Consider the following 17,558-nt stretch of genomic DNA (forward strand, 5'->3'; position numbering starts at 1 on the left):
TGAGCATTAGTAAAACAAACACTTATCTTAATGACTTAATTTATTCAATAAGAACCAAGACTGGAATTTGATATTTATGAAAAAATTCAATACAAATACCCGAAAAAGCAATAACAAGAGACTATCTAAAATACCTTGCAAGGGCAGTATCACGTTACTAATCACTTTATTACTGCCCTTTGCTGCTACATCTTCTACCTTTGAGCAAGACAAAGCGTTTATAGAAAAATATGACCAACCAATTTTATTAAGTTCAGCTAACCGTCAACATCAACTGCTTATTTCAGCCAAACATCAAGGCCGAGTGATTACCAGTACCGCAAATGGCGAGCATGGCCTCAGCAATGGCTGGGTAAACTATGATGCTTTAAGTGCAGGTAAAGGTAATGTTGGTGGAGAAGATCGTTTTTGGCTAGCACCTATAGGCTCAAAATATTCCGTTTTTTACCCTGTTGGAGATTCATTCGCGTCTAATTTATGGCGGGTCCCAGAAGCGGTATCAGAAACACCTTTTACCTTAATCAGCAAAAATGCGCATAGCGCACATCTTTATCAAAAATTACATGTGCAAAATATGCAAGGAACAGAGTTTATTGTTGGGGTCGATAGAAATATCAGTCTGTATTCCAAACGACATCTAAATACATTGCTAAAGATTAAGCTCCCCGAAAATGTAAAATATATCGGTTTTGGTTCAAATAATCGTTTAACAAACTTAGGGAAAGACTGGCGTGCCGATACTGGGCTTTTATCTATTTGGATTTTAGGCATGTTTCAAGGTACCGATAATAGTTGGGCAATTGCACCATTAAACCAAGAAGTTTCACAAAAAGGCCAAATACACACTTACTTAAACACAATAAACAATGATTACTTGAAACAGCACGACGAAGCCGTTTATTTTAAAGTAGATGGTAAATTTCGAGCGAAGCTAGGGGTCCCAAAAACAATAACCAAAGACCGCATAGCCAGTTATAGCCCAGAACTTAATAGACTAACCGTGGTATTGTTTTCATTTACTAACCAACCAAATTACCCCATAGCACTTGAAAGCGACGTGCCAGATGGCACATTGGGTGATGTCAGTAACTTCTACAATCATCAAGGCCCGTCAGCAGATAAAGAATTTTATGAATTGGAAACTGCTGCTGCGATGGAGCCATTGAAACATGGTGATTTTATTGAGCATCAACACCATACCTTTCACTTTTTTGGTAACAGCAACCAACTAGACAATATCGCCCAACAAGTATTAGGGCTATCATTGCAAAAGATTCAAACATGGTCAGACAAATAATTTAAGGGCCATCATAAACAAAGCTCGGTAATGCAACATAGCGTTATATGTCTTAAAAAAAACGCAGTGATCAACATGATCACTGCGCTATTCATTTCCTGCTCACCCAAAATTTACTTCATGCTTACGTCACTATTAAAGATAGTCGTTTACACAAGCTGAGTTAACGTAGATTAGCTAAAGCTGATTAGTCTGCAACAACTAAAAATTGCCCGACTTGAAGTGTTTTATTAGGCGCTAATTTAACCAGTTTAACTGTTGTAGTATGTTTACCGTCAGCCACTTCAGCTAAGAATTTGTATTTCTCTTGCCTATGGCCTTTTCGCGACTTTAAATCAACTAGCTTAGGTTTTCCGCCATCGGTAGTTACTTCCACAACAACGTCACCTTTGCCTTCAAGTACGGCTGTTAATCCTAACAAGAAACCTTGCCATTGAAAGGTAAAGCTTTCGCCTACTTTAGTGGTTTTCATCGCCTGTTCAAAAATAGCTTTACCACCACGGTTTTCATCGGTTAAATCGGCATTAATATCAACACCCGTTAATGCAACACGCTGCCAGTTTGTGCTAAATTTAGCTTCGCTTACCGGCACCATAGAGGCTTTAGAAAATATATTTTCTTTCGAAGGTGCTGGTATGATATTTTTCCCTGCAACACCATGCCCGTCGAGGTTTTTAAGCGAGCGTACCAGTACATCACGATATATGTCATGCCCTGCTTCTATCGGGTGAACACCATCTTTAGAGAAAATAATTTTTCCTTCTGCAGAGCTGTCTCCTTTCTTAAAGACCAGTTTGTCTTCTTTTAGTAATTTAACCACTTCTAAGCCAAACTCTATTGACGGTATGCCGTAATGATTCGCTACGGCTTCGATTGGTTTGCCGGCTTGAGCTTGATTACCTTTTGAAATATCGTCGATCATCCAGTGAGCAATGGTATAAACAATACAAATTTCAGCATTCGGGTTTTTTTCCCATATTTGTGGGATCAAGCCCTCAAATGCTCTGCCTTGATATACGCCACCATTATTAACGCGGTATTCAATAAAAACCATGTCAGGGTTATGTTCAAGCAAATGGTCGCCGATTCTCGCCGCACCATAATCAGGGCCTGTGCCGCCAATAGCAGCATTCACTTGCGTTATATTTGCCTTTGGGTATTCACTTCTAAGCCAATCTAAAGACTTAGCTCGCCACAAACCACCATTGGTAATACTACCGCCGATGTAACCCACTTTGACATCTTCACCGGCATGCAGCTTTTTGAAGAAGTTTGGTAACCCATCTCGGGCACGAAGTTCAGCGGTTTTAGTAGTGTCAAATTTATAGACATTTGGCTGAGCTATTACTTGAGCTGATAAGCTCGTTAAACCAAGGCTTGATAAGCTAAATAATAATGCCGAGGTGAACTTTTTAAGTTTCATGTTATACCTTTAGTCGTTATCGTTTATGCCATTCATTCGGCTTCTTCTTAAAGTTTTAAATCACTATAACTAATAAAAACAGTAACTACTTAAGCGTTATGTGGGATTTAAATATTTGAAGTTTAATGAATGATAAAACTGAAGTGTTGTGCTGAAAATCTGATTGAGCAATTCACACAATAAGCGGTTTTATCAAAGTGCTATGCTGATTTATTATTTATCATTGCATGAGCAATAAGAAATAAAAACCTGAGTTATGCGCCGGATATTGCACACAACCCAGGTAGTTACTTAATTGTTTTTTCTAAAAATTAATGCGTGTACTCAATCGATATGTGGTACCCACATTTGCTGCCGAAATAGTTCTATGATCTGGCGCATCGCCCAGAGTTAAAGATTCAGCCGGTAATAACAAGTCATTAACGTTTGAGTTGTACGTTCTGATCACAGTATCGGTTAAATTAACCGCTTGAAAGGTCACCGATATCATCTTGTTTACTCGGTAAGACGCTGAAAAGTCCAACGAGTCATAACCTTCGGTCCAAATAGCATTACCATCTTGAGCAGCACGTTGGCTTAGGTAATCACTGCGATTATTATAAGCTAAGCGAAGTAACGCACCGTCTTTTTCCCAATAAACTGTGGTATTAAAAGTATGCTTAGAAGTGTTTTCTAAAGGTGCCTCAGCGAAGGTCACATTACCATTAGCATCGTGCTCTGCATCCACTTCACTGTCAGAATAGGTGTAGTTCGTTAATAAGCCTAAACCACTCCAAGCATCAGGTAAGTAGTCAAAACTGTGCTGGAAGTTAAACTCCATCCCACGAACATAACCACCTTTACCGTTGCGATTAACACTCATATTAAGTAAGTCACAGCCTTCTTCACCAAACGAAGATGTAACATCTTCTTCCCGATTTGGCATACAACCAACAGGCATGTTTTCTGGTGTGTATGGGTATAAGACCTCATCAGGGTTAGCAACAAAATCGATATCTTCATCGTCTTTAAGCACCCCCGTGCGACCATCATCACCCACATCATAAAACTCATCACGAACATCTTTCCAGTACGCTAAACTTGACGCCGTCTCTTCAAAGTCTGACATGTCTTTATTAAATAATGTCACAGCAAAAAGTGAAGCACTGTCAAAATACCATTCAAACGATAAATCTAAATTGGTTGATAAATAAGGGTTTAATCTTGTTGAACCCACAGTCGCATTTGACGTAGGGTTAGTATAACTTTCGTTAATGGTAAAACCCGGTTTTAGTGCATCAATTCTTGGACGTGCCATGGTTTTTGACGCGGCAAAACGCACAATAGTTTCATCATTAATCGCGTAGTTTAAGTTTAAACTTGGTAACCAGTTGTCATAATCATGCGTATCGTTTGTTGGTGTTGGGCTTGGTACATGTTGGCCTTTTTCAATTCTCAAACCAAGCGCTTCAAACGCTGCTTCTTCAGAGCCGTAAAAAGCAATATTTTCTTCGGTAATAAAATTAAGCGTTGTGTATTGAAAGCCTGAATAACCAAAGGCTTTAACATCTGTTTTTGCGTAACGTAACCCTAAGTCCCCGACTAAGTCACCATCTAGGAACTCGAAGTTTACTTTTGCGTAAATCGCTTGTGCGTCAACTTCAATATCACGAGTGTTTCTTAGGTTAGTTGAAATTTCAGGGACAAGTCCTGCTTCTCGAATATCGTCTAAAATCGCTCGAGAGTTCACGGTTACCCAGCCATCGGTGATTTCATCACGCGGAAAACCCAGCTCTTCGCCCCAATCAGAAGGTGTCATTTCACCATCATAATAATCAGCCATGGTTTTGCCAGCAAAGAAGTCTTCAAACGCCGCAGCGTTAAATTCTTGGCGTGTTTCATGAAGGTTTTTTTCGCGTTGGCTCCATTTATAACCAAATTCAACCATGGTGACCGGACCAAATTCAACTTCCCAGTCAACATCAAAAAAGATATTGGTCGCTTTGTCTTCCGTTTTTCTGTCACGCAATGCTAATGATTGTAGTTCCATCGTAGATGGGTCATTCGCAAGCTCAGGAGACACCACACTTAAACATACGTCACTGACCGTTGTACAGTCATACCCGTTGTAGTAGCCTTCACCCTTACCTGAATTAGGTAGTCTATAGCGTGATTGTAGATAAAAATCATCGCCTGACTCTGACGCTGATTGACCGCCTTTCAAGGTAAATGAAAAGTTCTCATATTCATGGTCGATATTAAAACCAAATACACGGTTTCTATCAGTGGTTTCCCCAATATCACGATGGTTCCTTACCGTAATAGGCTCTTTCGTCGTAGTTGAGGTATTCGTCCATTTAGGAAAAGTAAACGTGCTTGGATCCCAAAGAATATTTTCAGGCTCATCACCTTTATTTGGCGTGGTGTTGGCAAAATAGTTATCGTCATTCTTAACCATTTGCTCGGAGAAAGTAAAATCTAGAGAAACATCGGTATTTTCAGTCGGTAAAAACTGCAAGGTTGACGAGATAGTATTGCGGTCTCGAGCTATGTTAGAAGTGCGATACTGGGTTTGACGGCTTGCAAAACCACGAATTCTTTTTTCATCATCACCAATAACGCCATCACCGTCGTAATCATAACCGTCATCTTTAGTGACGACTTCACCCGTTTCAGTATTAGTCGCACCATTTTTAGGCTCCAGCGGACGCCACCAAGTATTGTTGTAACGATCGCGTCTGACTGTAGAAGCTTCTGTACTGGCAACGATTGAAAAGCCTACCGTTTCATCAAAAAATTTCTCAGAAATTGAGCCGCTGAATTTATGATCTGCTTGGCCATCAACATCGGCAAAAGGGTTATTACGGTATTGTAGTTCTAATGTTCTTCTATCTTTGGCAGCGGCTAAGGGTTTAAAACCACTCAACTGAATACTCGCACCTAAGCTACCTTCATCATGGTCGGCACTGGGGGTTTTAATAACATCTATTCCAGCCAAAACATCTGATGAATATTGGCTAAAATCAACCGCTTGGTTGGCACCACTACTGGTTAGAGGTACGCCATTTAAGGTGACATTATTTAAGTTTGGACCAGCGCCACGTACTGAAACGGTGGTACCTTCTCCGCCGCTACGGTCAATTGAAATCCCCGTCACACGTTGCAAAGCTTCTGCAATATTTTGATCCGCAGATTTACCAATATCTTCTGCGGCAATAGAGTCGGTTACGTTCTTAGCAAAACGTTTTGAGTTCAGCGCTTTAGTTACCGACGACTTAAAACCAGTCACTTCAATAACTTCAATTTCTTTTTCTTGCTCTTCTTCTGCATATGCAGGAAACATCGCTACCATTAATGGACTTAGCGTCAAGCCTGCAAGTAATACCTTATGTTTCATAAGATTCCCCAACCTGTTTATTTATTTTTATATTATTTTTTTAAGTGTTTTAAAAGCTATATGCTCTCAGACACTGGTGAATTAAATATAAAATACACTATTCATATTTAAATTCAACCTTTTTTTGTTATTATTTAAACAATTCAATAAAGAGTTTTCTTGTACAAGACTGCAATCACCCATTTACCACGCAGCACAAAAATACATAAAAATCAGACAAGTAAATAGTAAAAAACACACCAAAATACAATAGTAAAACCTTGATTCATCAAATATCGATTAAAATAAAAATCCACACATTCATTCAATAAAACGCAAAAATTAATATACTTTTTATTTTTGAAATATCAGTTGGCTTTATCATATACAAATTCATTAACTTGATTCAAACGAAACACTAGATTGAAGGTGAATTCATAGAAGTAATTATCTAACAGGTGTTCAGATTGCTGTACGCTTACTCATTTAAGAGGGGCTGAGCCATATAAGAAGGATGATTTACGAAATAGAACTAACTATGGTGTCGAGATATTAAGAAAGAGTGCACCAAATTAAAATGGCAGGGCTAATATCATAAACCGCTGCCATTGGATTGGACTAAATAATTAAAAAGTCTTACTTAGTTGGTGTCCATGGCACTTTACCGTCTTTACTATTAAGAAATTTCGCATCAACTTCTCTATACCAATTATGTAACTGTGCTTTTAACTGTTTCGTTTTACCTGGTTCTTGCCTTGCCAAGTCATGTTGCTCAGCAATATCTAAACTAAGATCGTATAAATGTACTTTACCATCTTCAAAACGTTCAATAAGTTTCCAATCACCAACGCGGACAGCAGCCCCAGGAAAACCGCCCTGGTTCGAATAATGTGGATAATGAAAATATAAAGGTCGTTGGTCGTCAATGCTATCACCCGTTAATAAGGGTACTAGGGATACACCATCAATGTGCTGTTTAGGCTCAGCTGACAAACCTGCTAGATTTAGTAGCGTTGGATAAAAGTCAGTCGCAATAACTGGCGTATCAATTTTATGGCCATTGACCTGAGCATTAGGTGCTTTAATAATAAATGGAACTCTTATGCCACCTTCATACAACCAACCTTTGCCGCCTCTTAAAGGCAAGTTTGATGTTGGAGAGCCCTCAGAAGTTGATAAGCCACCGTTATCAGACGTGAATACAACAATGGTATTATCATCTAAACCTAGTGCTTTTAGTTTGCTCAGGATTTTACCAACGTTTGTGTCCATTTTATTAACCATGGCAGCATATACTGCATGGTTTTGCTGAACACGAACCATCCTTTTTTTATCTGTTGGCCATATTTGTTCTTCTTCACGGAAGTCGTCTGAAGAGGGTTGTTCTTTAGCTAGACCTTCATACTTTTCGACAACATCTTGCGGCGCCTGCAATGGAGTATGAACGGTGTAGAACGATAAATACATGAAAAATGGATTTTCCTGCTGAGCATATGACTCTAGCAAGTTGATCGATTCATTGGTTAAACGGTCAGTAAGGTATTCACCTTTAGGGCCGTCAGATAATCGAGGGTTTTTATAAGGAGAAAAGTAGCCATTGGGTGGCTGACCATATTTCATTCCACCAATATTAACATCAAAACCTTGGTGCTCTGGCCATAATGCTTCGTCATCACCTAAATGCCATTTCCCTAAAAAAGCTGTGCTATAGCCATGTTCCTTAAATGACTCAGCCATGGTTCGTTCTTCTAGGGGCATGCTCTCAAGCATATTTGCAGGGTTAAATTTTTCAACCCGATGTGGCCAACCGTTGACATGAAACCAATCTGTCGCATCAATTCTTGATGGATGTCTCCCCGTAAGGGCTGCATAACGTGATGGACTGCAAACTGGGTTGGCGGCATAACCATTAGTGAATTGAACCCCTTCCTTGGCTAACTGATCAATATTAGGGGTGTGATAAAAACTCTTTTCATTATATGCGGCTATATCTGAATAACCTAAATCATCAACCAGAATAAAAAGCACATTGGGTTTCTTATTCGGGTTATTTACTTTTTCATCTCTATCAGTTGCGCTCATATTACAGGCAGACATGAGCAATACACAGGTTGCAATAGCGGTTACCTTGGGAATTGATAAGTAGTGACTAAACATATTAAACCTTTTGTTAAGTTTGTTTTTTTAAACTATTTCGTGAATACTTTTGGGGTAATCTTTTAGATAATGAATAACTCTATAAAATAAAGCTCAGCGCTAAAAAACGCTGAGCTAAAATCTGAACTTAGTTAAACGTTGTATTTATTGTGCGCACGGTAGCCATAACAACAAATAACCACAAAACATAATAGCGGTAATACAAACGACGTTTGCACTGACGGTATGCCACTTAGCAGTTCACTACCATCAATCAACGTACCTTGAAGGGGTGGCATCAACGCGCCACCAACAATTGCCATAACCAAGCCCGCAGAAGCTAAACTTGCATCATCACCCATACCTTTTAAAGCGATACCATAAATAGTAGGAAACATAAGCGACATACACCCTGAAACACCTATTAAACAATATAGCCCTGTCATACCACCAATGAAAATCGTACCTAAGGTGAGGATAAAACCACCGGCAGCTAATATCATCAATAACTGGCCTGGGCGAATAAAAGCGAGTAAAAAAGTACAAACAAAGCGGCTGGTTAAAAATAGTCCCATGGCTACCATATTATATGACTGGGCATCGGCGGCGCTAAGCCCTACTGACGTGATGCCGTAATGAATGATAAAAGTCCAGCACATAATTTGCGCACCAACATAAAATGCTTGGGCGACAACGCCTTCCAAATAGCATTTGTTAGCAAATAACCGAGCAAAAGTCTCTTTTAACTCTTTTTTGGTTAACCGCTGATCATGCGAGATAGTTTGCGGTAGCTTACTGAACAAAAAAACGGCAAACAAAATGGCTACAACAATAGCTATTGCCACATACGGGCCTCTAATCGTCAATAAGTCAGCAGCTTGCATCGCCTGATGTGCTTGTGGACTATTAGTTGAAAAATCGACCAAGGCTTGCGTTAACTTACCGTCAACTTCTGATGGCAATAAATTAGCATATTCCGGATTAGCCGCTTTTTCTTTAGCTCTAAACTTTTCAACCTCAAGCTGACTAAGAATAAAACTCGAGGCGATAAACATGCCCGTTAACGAGCCAATAGGATTAAAAGCTTGCGCAAGATTTAATCGTTGTGTAGAAGTATCAGGGTGTCCCATAGATAAAATATACGGATTAGCGGTGGTTTCTAATAACGCTAAGCCACAGGTTAAAATCCACAACGCTGCTAGGAAGAAACCAAATTCCATATAAATAGAAGCCGGTATAAACAATAATGCTCCCACTGCATAGAGAAATAATCCCAATAAAATTCCTGACTTATACGAATAGTTGCGAATAAAGATTGCCGCAGGAATCGCCATCACACCGTAACCTAAATAAAAGGCAAATTGCACTAAACTACTTTGGGCATTACTGATCAAGAAAATATCTTTAAAGGCCTTAACAAGTGGGTTTGTTACATCATTGGCAAATCCCCATAATGGAAATAAGGTAGCAACCAATAAAAAGGGAATAAGGTATTTAGACTCTATTATTTTTTCTTTTTTAGTTGGCGTATTTGTGGCAATTTCCACATCAGTTATATGATTTGCATTTGTGTTCATAAACCCCTCGTTCTTGTTTTTATCAATAATGTATTTTTGTTTTGTTATTTTCATGCGTACATTTAACAACATCTAACCACAAGACTAACACAACTCCATATATAAATAATAGCTTTCGCATATAAAAACAAAACAGAAGCTGAATAATTGAATAAATTGAAGCTTGATAAGGGCTTATTGCTTACTAGGCAGGTTAATAGGAATAAGATGTGAATTAACAGTGAAAATAAAATAGCAAATTAAATCCGCGGCCTATGAATTTTACTCACAAAAAAGGGAGCATAAATGCTCCCTGTTTTTATTTTGTTAGTGAAAACTAAAACTTACGAACAATTCCATAAGAAACAGCTTTTGAAATATCTTCAGCAGCAGTTTTTAATTCTTTAATAACACCTTCGATAGGCATTTCTTCTGGTATGCGTTTGATGTATGGGACTGTCAGTGTCGCAACAGCAACATCATTATCAATTATCGGAAACGATATATCAGTTACACCTTCGACAAAGGCACTCGGTGCTTTTAAATAACCTTGCTTAGCAACCTTCTTACATTCTGAAAGGAAAATATTAACTTCTTCTTCGCTATGATGTTGCTTTAATAACGCGATCATTTTTTCTTTTTTAGCTGACGTTTGAAAAGCAAAAAGAATTCGCCCAGACGCAGCAAAACATATAGGTCGTCGATAACCGATACGAACTGAATAAGAAAGATTACTTGGCGTTTCAACCCGAGCAATAACCACTATTTGCTCTTGAGATTCAACAGCAACATGGCAAGACATACTGGTTTTTTCAGCGAGTTCTCGCATGATCGGCTGAGCGTATTCCATAATATCTTTAATAGGCTCATGCTCTGTTCCTAATTGAAGTAGCTTTCTGGTAACTTGATAGCCATCAACATCGTCATATTTTTCAATATAACCTCTTTGCTCGAGCACTAAGATCATCCGGTAAATTTCAGCATTAGATCGACCCAATTTTTCAGCAATTGCTGATGTGCTAATAGGAGTTGAGTCAGCCGAAAGTAACTCTAATACATCAAGTCCTTTTTCTAGTGCTGGCGCTGAATATTTTTTTGTTTCTTTTCCTGACATTTCGACAACCTTTAATACCAATTTAAAGAATAGATTTAAGTAACTTTAAAATTCAAATACAAAATCAAATGTTTTTCTATTTTAGATGGATTAGCATGAATGTCGATAAAAATATAATACTAAATTATAAAAATATTCTATGATACTTAATAGAACACACGACAAACCATTGATTAAAAGAGAAAATAAAAAGTAAAACACCAAAAGACATCATTTTTTAATAAACAAAATGTTACTTATCAAGTATAAAAACTTGATCAAAGCAATATTAAAAATTAAATCATATTTAATTTTTTTAGAATCAAATACAAAATAAAGTCCTTTTAAAATGCTTGTAACCACAATAAAGCAAAAAAATTCATTAATGCTGCACACCGCCAATTTACGACAAAAATCAAAAAGCGGCTAAATCTAGCGGCCAATTCATTTTCTCTGAAATCAATTGGGCCAGTTTTTTTGCATTAGCATGGTGTTGTGCTACACGAGGGTGCTTTTTGTAGCCATTAAAATCAAAAAATAAATACGTTATGTTTGCCTGCGGATCTATAGACTTAATTTGATTAACCGCAGCGTTAATATAGTGGGGCCATTGTGAACCTTGTTGAGTTGCATTCATACTACCTAGAGCACACACGATGTAAGCTTTAGGGTATTTTCTACGAATGTTTTGAACAAAGTCGAAATAATGTTGAATAATTTCTTGTTCACTTGGTGGCACCGCAACATGCTTCTTTGATTTAACCAGCCAACTGTCGTTTTGCATTAAATTAATCACCACTACATGGGGTTGCCATATTGAAAAATCCCATAAGGTATCATTTATACCCACAGCAGACAGTTGATTAAAATATTCAGGCATAATGTAGTCAAACCAGCTATGCATCACCCCAATCCCGCTGTGAGATATTGAATGATGCTCAGCATTTAACATACGCGAGGCCATCGCTGCATAGGAAAGGTAATGATTCTTTTCTGAGACGTTTTGGTCAGGCAAATTATAAACAGCTTCATTCCCCATGCCAGAAGTAATTGAGTCACCATAAAATTCAATTTTACGCGTTAACATGGGAGGTTTATTTAGTAGCTGTGCGGCGTTAATGTTGTCTTTTTGTTCTGCAGAAGAAGGGGTTAAGCCAAGAAAGTAACTACCACCTTCTGTGCCTTCTGTGCGCTTGAAAATTTCAACACTGTGCTCACCTTCTGTTAGGCCAGTTGCAATCGTATAAGTATGTAGACCTTTTTTTAAACCAATAACCGTTGGAAAGCGGTTTTGCTCGTCAATGATAACGTTATAATAATTTTCGCCACGATCATCATCTATAGTTAGTGCTAATTCAGTGCCACTAAAACGCGCTTTAATACTTGAGCCTGGCCAAGTTAAATAGGGCCTTTTGGGATCTGAAAAATCAATGCGTCCTGTGTATTGGTAATTAGGATTATCCGCCGTATTCAGTGAACTTATTAACTTAATTAGCTCTGCTGAAGCTACAGTATTTGCATAAGTTAAGGCCATTACGGCCATAAAAAAGGTCGGTAAAATATTAAGAGTTAAGGTGGTTGAGAAAATAAAAGCTATGACTTTTTTCATCAAATATTCCATAAGACGAATTGAAGATAATTTACGTGGTCTTAACGCTTTAACATTATGATGATGTTAAAGCTTATAGATCAACCAAATGGTTGTTCTATTAAAGGTAATCAACAAGAGAGTTGCTCATAAAAAATAATTAGCAACCCTCTTATTATGAACACTAGCCCTACTTCAACCAACCTTGTTGACCATTAAGGTAAGCGACATACCAGCCACTGCCCCAACCTGAGGCCCATAAAACATTTTCATTATATGGATCAGGTTTAACATCAACAATTTTGTCATAATTGGCAAGATTATGGTTTATTTTCTTCCATGTACTTCCTGAGTCTTGAGAAAGATAAACACCAGGATTCATAAACTTATATGCCATGCTAACAGCTTGTCCTGGAACACTAATAACAATAAGTTTTGAATTTACCGGCGAGATTTCGGCTTGCCAAACAAAAGGCGCCTTAAATATTTGCTGCCAAGTTACACCGTCATCTTTACTACGCCACACGCCACCTTCTTCGTATGAGCCATTTCTTCTGCCAGTACTGATAAGCATTTCTTTGGTATGTCGGTCAATAAAAACATTATTCACCGCTTTAATTACCGCTGGTATTTTCAACTTCTCCCAAGAACGGCCTTTGTTGATAGATTTATACAAACCACCGTTATTGTCATTTAAAGCAGCATATAATATTTCAGGATCATCTGGGTGCATAATAATGCGTCTAACACTAGCACCTTTGTGAAAGCCATTATTACTTAATTCCCAGGTATACCCGCCATCAGAAGAACGATAAAAGCCGTAACCTCCTTTAGTTAATTTAGTACCGCGCCCGTTATGTATTTCAGAAACCCGCATATATGTCGCACAAAAATACATGTTATCGGGGTTGACAGGATCAATAATGAGTGAATTTTGTGTCGCTACGTTTTGCCATGAACCGTTATCAGCTTCAAAAATAGTCGCTATATTTTCCCATGTTTTACCGCCATCTTCTGATTTACGCAGTTTCCCTCGATGATTTTGACGCCAAGATAACGTGAAAAAAGTATTAGGTTTATGCGGATGTACGGCGACAGTAGAGATTGAATGAGCGCCATTTGGGTTTAATTGTCCTTCAAGTTGCTCAACCGCCACCGCATTTTTGTCGGGCCAATCACCAGCATCGGCAGTTTGCCATAAACCATGTTCACCGCTACTTAATAGCCTTCTATTTTTAATACCTGTTTCATGTAGCATAAAGCGCCCAGGTAGGTTACTTGCCCCTCGGCCAATCCACTTTTTACTGCCTGGAGATGTTTCAAAGTCATCAATTTGTTGCCAAGACTCACCTTTATCTGATGAAGTAATGGTCTGCTGATGAATGCCCGCAAATAATTCACCTTTAGCATTAATCGCTAATGTTCTATTACCCGAATACTCACCACCTCGATCCATATAACTTTGCATATGAGCAAATTTAACATTGGTGCCAAGTGCATTGCCTCGCGATTGCCAATAGCTAGCATCTTGCTTGCCTTTCCAATAACTCCCATGGCGCGCAACCGCTGTCCAAGATTTACCGCCATCTAAGGTTCGCCATACATCACCATGACCAAAAGTAAAATCATGTTTTTTGTTATAGCTAACATAAACCTCTTCGCTATTAAGTGGGTTAACGACTATGCGATTAAAAACAGGCAATAATTCACGCGGCAATTCTGTGAACTTATTTTTTGATTCAGCTTTTGATATACCAAACCAATGCCCAAGCGTACGATGAACACGCTCTAACGTATCTTCAAAGGTAATTTTAGTAAGATCAATAGCTAAATTCCCGGTGATACTTTTCCATGTTTTACCGCCGTTGGTACTTTTAAAAACACCACCAATTGATTTTACCGAGTTACCTTCTGGTTGATAGACGGATTGTTCAACAAGATATAAGACAAACTCTTGAGTTTTGACATCATAAAATGACGTTAAATCTCTTGGTAGATTATGAGGTAACCCCGATATATTTTTATGCCAAGACTCACCGCCGTCATCACTTAACATCAAACCATGATTAGTCGCCATGATAATTTTTTGACTATCAGCGGGATGAACAATTATTTTAGCGACATCTAAAGTTTCAGGAAAATTCGCCGTAATTTTACGCCATGTTTGACCTTTATCTGTGGTTTTCCAGATATGTCCATAATCCGCATATTTGAAGTTAATACCATGCGGGTTGGCCGCAGACTTATGATTCGCTTTTACATTCCAAAAATCACCCGCACCGATATACCAAACCTTATCATTATTAGGGTCAACCGCTAGCTCACTGTGACGTGTACCTTGCTGTTCGTAATACCAACCTTTTTTAAAAGCGTCCGGGTCATTTGGATCAATATCGGTTTTTTGGTCATCTCGAATTAAGTCTTTAATTTTTGACCAAGACCTTCCCCTGTCTTTAGATTCATAAACCCAACCATTCCAATCAATCGCCATACCATAATCTGGATCTTGCATTGAAAATTCAATATCTAATACTCGTTTCATTTCAAGACCTAAACCATCTGGATCTTTTAATGAATGCCATGACTTCCCACCGTTCCACGTACCATAACTAACATGCATATCAGGGCCCATGAACATGACATCAGTATCAGTAGGATGAGGCCAGAACTCTTCGTTATATCCTGACATGCCAGGACCAAAATTGTTCCACTGTATTTCCTCGTCAGAAGGGTACTTCTCATTTTTAATCAGAGAAAAAAATTCTTCACTTTGTTTTAATTCAGGCATTTCATTTGTTTCTTGATTGGTACAGGCACTAGTAGCAAGTATCAAGCAAAAAAATGAAACACTAGAAACCGCATTTAATTTCATATATGAACTCATTGCATTATATATAGATACGAAGATGATTTATCAGAATAGTCAATAAAGCAACAAATTTTACTCAGCCTTTACTTTAATTTACAAACTAAGCTCTGGTAAATAGTCTTGAATTGATACAACAAAGCCGTGGGTTATATTTGGGCACCTTAGCCTTTACAAAAGCTTTATAACTGCTTAGCCAGATACTATATGTTCGTCGTAAACTCTCATCCAAATATGCAGTGGTCAAGGATAGTTGACCACTGCGTTATAATGTAGCCCGTATCTTTGTTCTGATTCGTTTGCTGTCAAACCGCCTTTATGTTGATGCGGCCTGACTTGGCTGTAATAACCACTAATATATTTAGTAATATTAGTTTTCGCTTCACTAAAATTTCGATATTCTGTTGTTGGAACCCATTCCGTTTTTAAGCTTCTAAAAACGCTCCGTATGGGCATTATCTCAACAATTAACACTTTAGCTGTCATTCGCTATTTGGTGAATAGGACATTGTCCAACCAATCGGTTTAAAGGCAAATAAATCAATAACCACACGTATGAAGCTCACTCTCAGCCACACACGTTTTATGCGCCAGGGTCGTCATCTCCGCCAATGCCAATTTCAGATTCGGTAACAATATGAATCTTGTAACCAACAGCGAAGTCACTAGGAATCGACATTGGTTTTTCTATGATCAAAGCTTCATCTGTATGTTGCCAAGCAACCGGTTGATCACTGCCTAACATTTTAATCGAGGCGATGTGACCATCTAATAAGGTTAAGTTTTTAGCTAAAGTTTTAACTTCAATATCTTTTGTAGGCGCATCCATCACAAACATGAATAACGTATCGTCACCTTTTTTGGTAAAGCGAATGTCTTGCTGTTGATAGACTATTTTTTGCTTTTCAACTTTATGGCCGCCACCTTTAATACGTGTAGGCCCTTCCCCGAAAGCTTTCCACGGTCGAGTAGCATATATACCTTCACCATTAATCTTCAGCCAATCGCCCATAGCAATCAGCATGTCTTGCATTTCTTGCGGAATAGAACCGTCTGGGTTAGGTGGTACGTTTAGTAGCATCAAACCATTTTTAGAAACAATATCAACAAGAATATCTACAATTTCGTTCGGTGAAACAAACTTGGCATCATGGCGATAAAACCATGCTCCAGGCGAGGTATCTGTCATCCAAAACTGTTCTTTGATTTTATTTGGCCTGCCACGTTCATAATCATGAACGCCAACTTCTGATGGAAAAGAGGTGTTTTTATAATTGATAACAACGTCTTTCCCCCACTCAAGTCCTTTGTTGTAGTAATAGGCGATAAATTTTTTGCGGTATTCTTCATCGAGTTCTTCAACCCACCAGTCGAACCAGACAACATCCGGTTGATAATTATCAACCACTTCTTTTAACTTGGCGTACCATTCGTCGTGAAAGCGTTTTGTCGGCTTAAAATCGATAATATCATGACGGTCGGTATATAAATCGGAGGTTTCTTCGGTGGCATCATAATTCCACGCATTCGCGTAATATACCCACGTAAAGGCATGGTGGAACGATGTAATAAACTTCAAGTCTCTTTTTTCAATAGCCGTTTTAAGCTCGCCAGTAACGTCGATACCAGTAAAGTCTTTGACGTTCCAACGGGTTACTTCACTGTCCCACATCGCAAAATTGTCATGATGCATAGCAACTGGGCCAGCAAATTTTGCTCCTGATTTAGCAAATAACTCAGCCCATTCTTCTGCGTCAAACCCTGTTGGTTTAAATTTAGGAATAATGTCTTTATACCCGGCTTCAGACGGATGACCATGAGTTTCGCTATGATGTTTAAAAACGTGATTTTTCCAAGGTTTTCCACGTTTTAATTTAGGTTTGCCCGTAGACCAATCATAGTGCTCTTCCATATACATATTTATCCCGTACCAACCAACGCCGGGGTCTAAATTATCATTGGCAGTTGAAACCGGTCCCCAATGCGCATAAATACCTAACTTAGCATCTTGAAACCAATCGGGTTGTTCATTCACTCGGGCTAAGTCTTCCCATGACTCTTCATATTTTTTTATACCCGTTTGTTGCATATCAATAGCTGCCAAGTTCGTACTTGAACTTTGATTACACCCTGTTAATAACACCGAAGTAATAGCTACGCTTAGCGCTGAAATTTTTAACATATTAGTTCCTTTTAACTCAATTTTGTATATCTAAACCCTAACTGATTTGATTCAGCCAAGTG

The 17,558-nt window shown here is 38.5% G+C and carries 10 protein-coding genes; 1 reads left to right on the forward strand and 9 read right to left on the reverse strand.

The window, feature by feature from the left end; all coding sequences use genetic code 11:
* The first annotated feature begins 76 nt into the window (after positions 1–76).
* Positions 77–1,297 carry a DUF6786 family protein gene (locus ACRRSQ_RS12320; RefSeq protein WP_440876045.1) on the forward strand — a complete coding sequence of 407 codons (1,221 nt, stop codon included), beginning with the start codon at positions 77–79 and terminating at the stop codon, positions 1,295–1,297.
* A gap of 187 nt (positions 1,298–1,484) precedes the next feature.
* Here ACRRSQ_RS12320 and ACRRSQ_RS12325 read toward each other — a convergent pair whose 3' ends face one another.
* The 9 genes from ACRRSQ_RS12325 to ACRRSQ_RS12365 form a co-directional block, all read right to left on the reverse strand.
* Positions 1,485–2,720, reverse strand: a complete 1,236-nt coding sequence (locus tag ACRRSQ_RS12325; RefSeq protein ID WP_440876046.1) for an SGNH/GDSL hydrolase family protein — start codon at positions 2,718–2,720, stop codon at positions 1,485–1,487.
* A 304-nt stretch (positions 2,721–3,024) separates the two neighbouring features.
* The gene (locus ACRRSQ_RS12330) at positions 3,025–6,096 is read right to left on the reverse strand and encodes a TonB-dependent receptor (protein ID WP_440876047.1); all 3,072 of its coding nucleotides are present in this window, start codon (positions 6,094–6,096) and stop codon (positions 3,025–3,027) included.
* A 615-nt stretch (positions 6,097–6,711) separates the two neighbouring features.
* Positions 6,712–8,232 carry a sulfatase gene (locus tag ACRRSQ_RS12335; protein ID WP_440876048.1) on the reverse strand — a complete coding sequence of 507 codons (1,521 nt, stop codon included), beginning with the start codon at positions 8,230–8,232 and terminating at the stop codon, positions 6,712–6,714.
* Between the two features lie 131 nt (positions 8,233–8,363).
* Positions 8,364–9,788 (reverse strand): L-fucose:H+ symporter permease, encoded by a 1,425-nt coding sequence (gene fucP, locus ACRRSQ_RS12340; RefSeq protein ID WP_440876049.1) that lies wholly within the window; start codon positions 9,786–9,788, stop codon positions 8,364–8,366.
* A 316-nt stretch (positions 9,789–10,104) separates the two neighbouring features.
* Positions 10,105–10,881, reverse strand: a complete 777-nt coding sequence (locus ACRRSQ_RS12345) for an IclR family transcriptional regulator (RefSeq protein WP_440876050.1) — start codon at positions 10,879–10,881, stop codon at positions 10,105–10,107.
* 394 nt (positions 10,882–11,275) lie between these two features.
* A complete protein-coding gene (locus ACRRSQ_RS12350; protein WP_440876051.1) occupies positions 11,276–12,469 on the reverse strand; it encodes a GDSL-type esterase/lipase family protein in 1,194 nt (397 codons plus the stop codon).
* Between the two features lie 169 nt (positions 12,470–12,638).
* Positions 12,639–15,320, reverse strand: coding sequence for a VPS10 domain-containing protein (locus tag ACRRSQ_RS12355; protein ID WP_440876052.1), 2,682 nt, complete (start codon positions 15,318–15,320; stop codon positions 12,639–12,641).
* Between the two features lie 237 nt (positions 15,321–15,557).
* Complete coding sequence (locus tag ACRRSQ_RS12360; protein ID WP_440876053.1) at positions 15,558–15,800, reverse strand: IS3 family transposase; 243 nt, start codon at positions 15,798–15,800, stop codon at positions 15,558–15,560.
* A gap of 97 nt (positions 15,801–15,897) precedes the next feature.
* Positions 15,898–17,496 carry an alpha-L-fucosidase gene (locus tag ACRRSQ_RS12365; protein WP_440876054.1) on the reverse strand — a complete coding sequence of 533 codons (1,599 nt, stop codon included), beginning with the start codon at positions 17,494–17,496 and terminating at the stop codon, positions 15,898–15,900.
* Positions 17,497–17,558: the final 62 nt, after the last annotated feature.

Source organism: Thalassotalea sp. PLHSN55 (assembly GCF_052030545.1).
Classification (GTDB): Bacteria; Pseudomonadota; Gammaproteobacteria; order Enterobacterales; family Alteromonadaceae; genus CANMXU01.

Coding starts and splice junctions, on each gene's coding strand:
- ACRRSQ_RS12320 (WP_440876045.1), top strand. CDS start 77: ATGAAAAAATTCAATACAAATACCCGAAAAAGCAATAACAAGAGACTA.
- ACRRSQ_RS12325 (WP_440876046.1), bottom strand. CDS start 2,720: ATGAAACTTAAAAAGTTCACCTCGGCATTATTATTTAGCTTATCAAGC.
- ACRRSQ_RS12330 (WP_440876047.1), bottom strand. CDS start 6,096: ATGAAACATAAGGTATTACTTGCAGGCTTGACGCTAAGTCCATTAATG.
- ACRRSQ_RS12335 (WP_440876048.1), bottom strand. CDS start 8,232: ATGTTTAGTCACTACTTATCAATTCCCAAGGTAACCGCTATTGCAACC.
- fucP (WP_440876049.1), bottom strand. CDS start 9,788: ATGAACACAAATGCAAATCATATAACTGATGTGGAAATTGCCACAAAT.
- ACRRSQ_RS12345 (WP_440876050.1), bottom strand. CDS start 10,881: ATGTCAGGAAAAGAAACAAAAAAATATTCAGCGCCAGCACTAGAAAAA.
- ACRRSQ_RS12350 (WP_440876051.1), bottom strand. CDS start 12,469: ATGAAAAAAGTCATAGCTTTTATTTTCTCAACCACCTTAACTCTTAAT.
- ACRRSQ_RS12355 (WP_440876052.1), bottom strand. CDS start 15,320: ATGAAATTAAATGCGGTTTCTAGTGTTTCATTTTTTTGCTTGATACTT.
- ACRRSQ_RS12360 (WP_440876053.1), bottom strand. CDS start 15,800: ATGACAGCTAAAGTGTTAATTGTTGAGATAATGCCCATACGGAGCGTT.
- ACRRSQ_RS12365 (WP_440876054.1), bottom strand. CDS start 17,496: ATGTTAAAAATTTCAGCGCTAAGCGTAGCTATTACTTCGGTGTTATTA.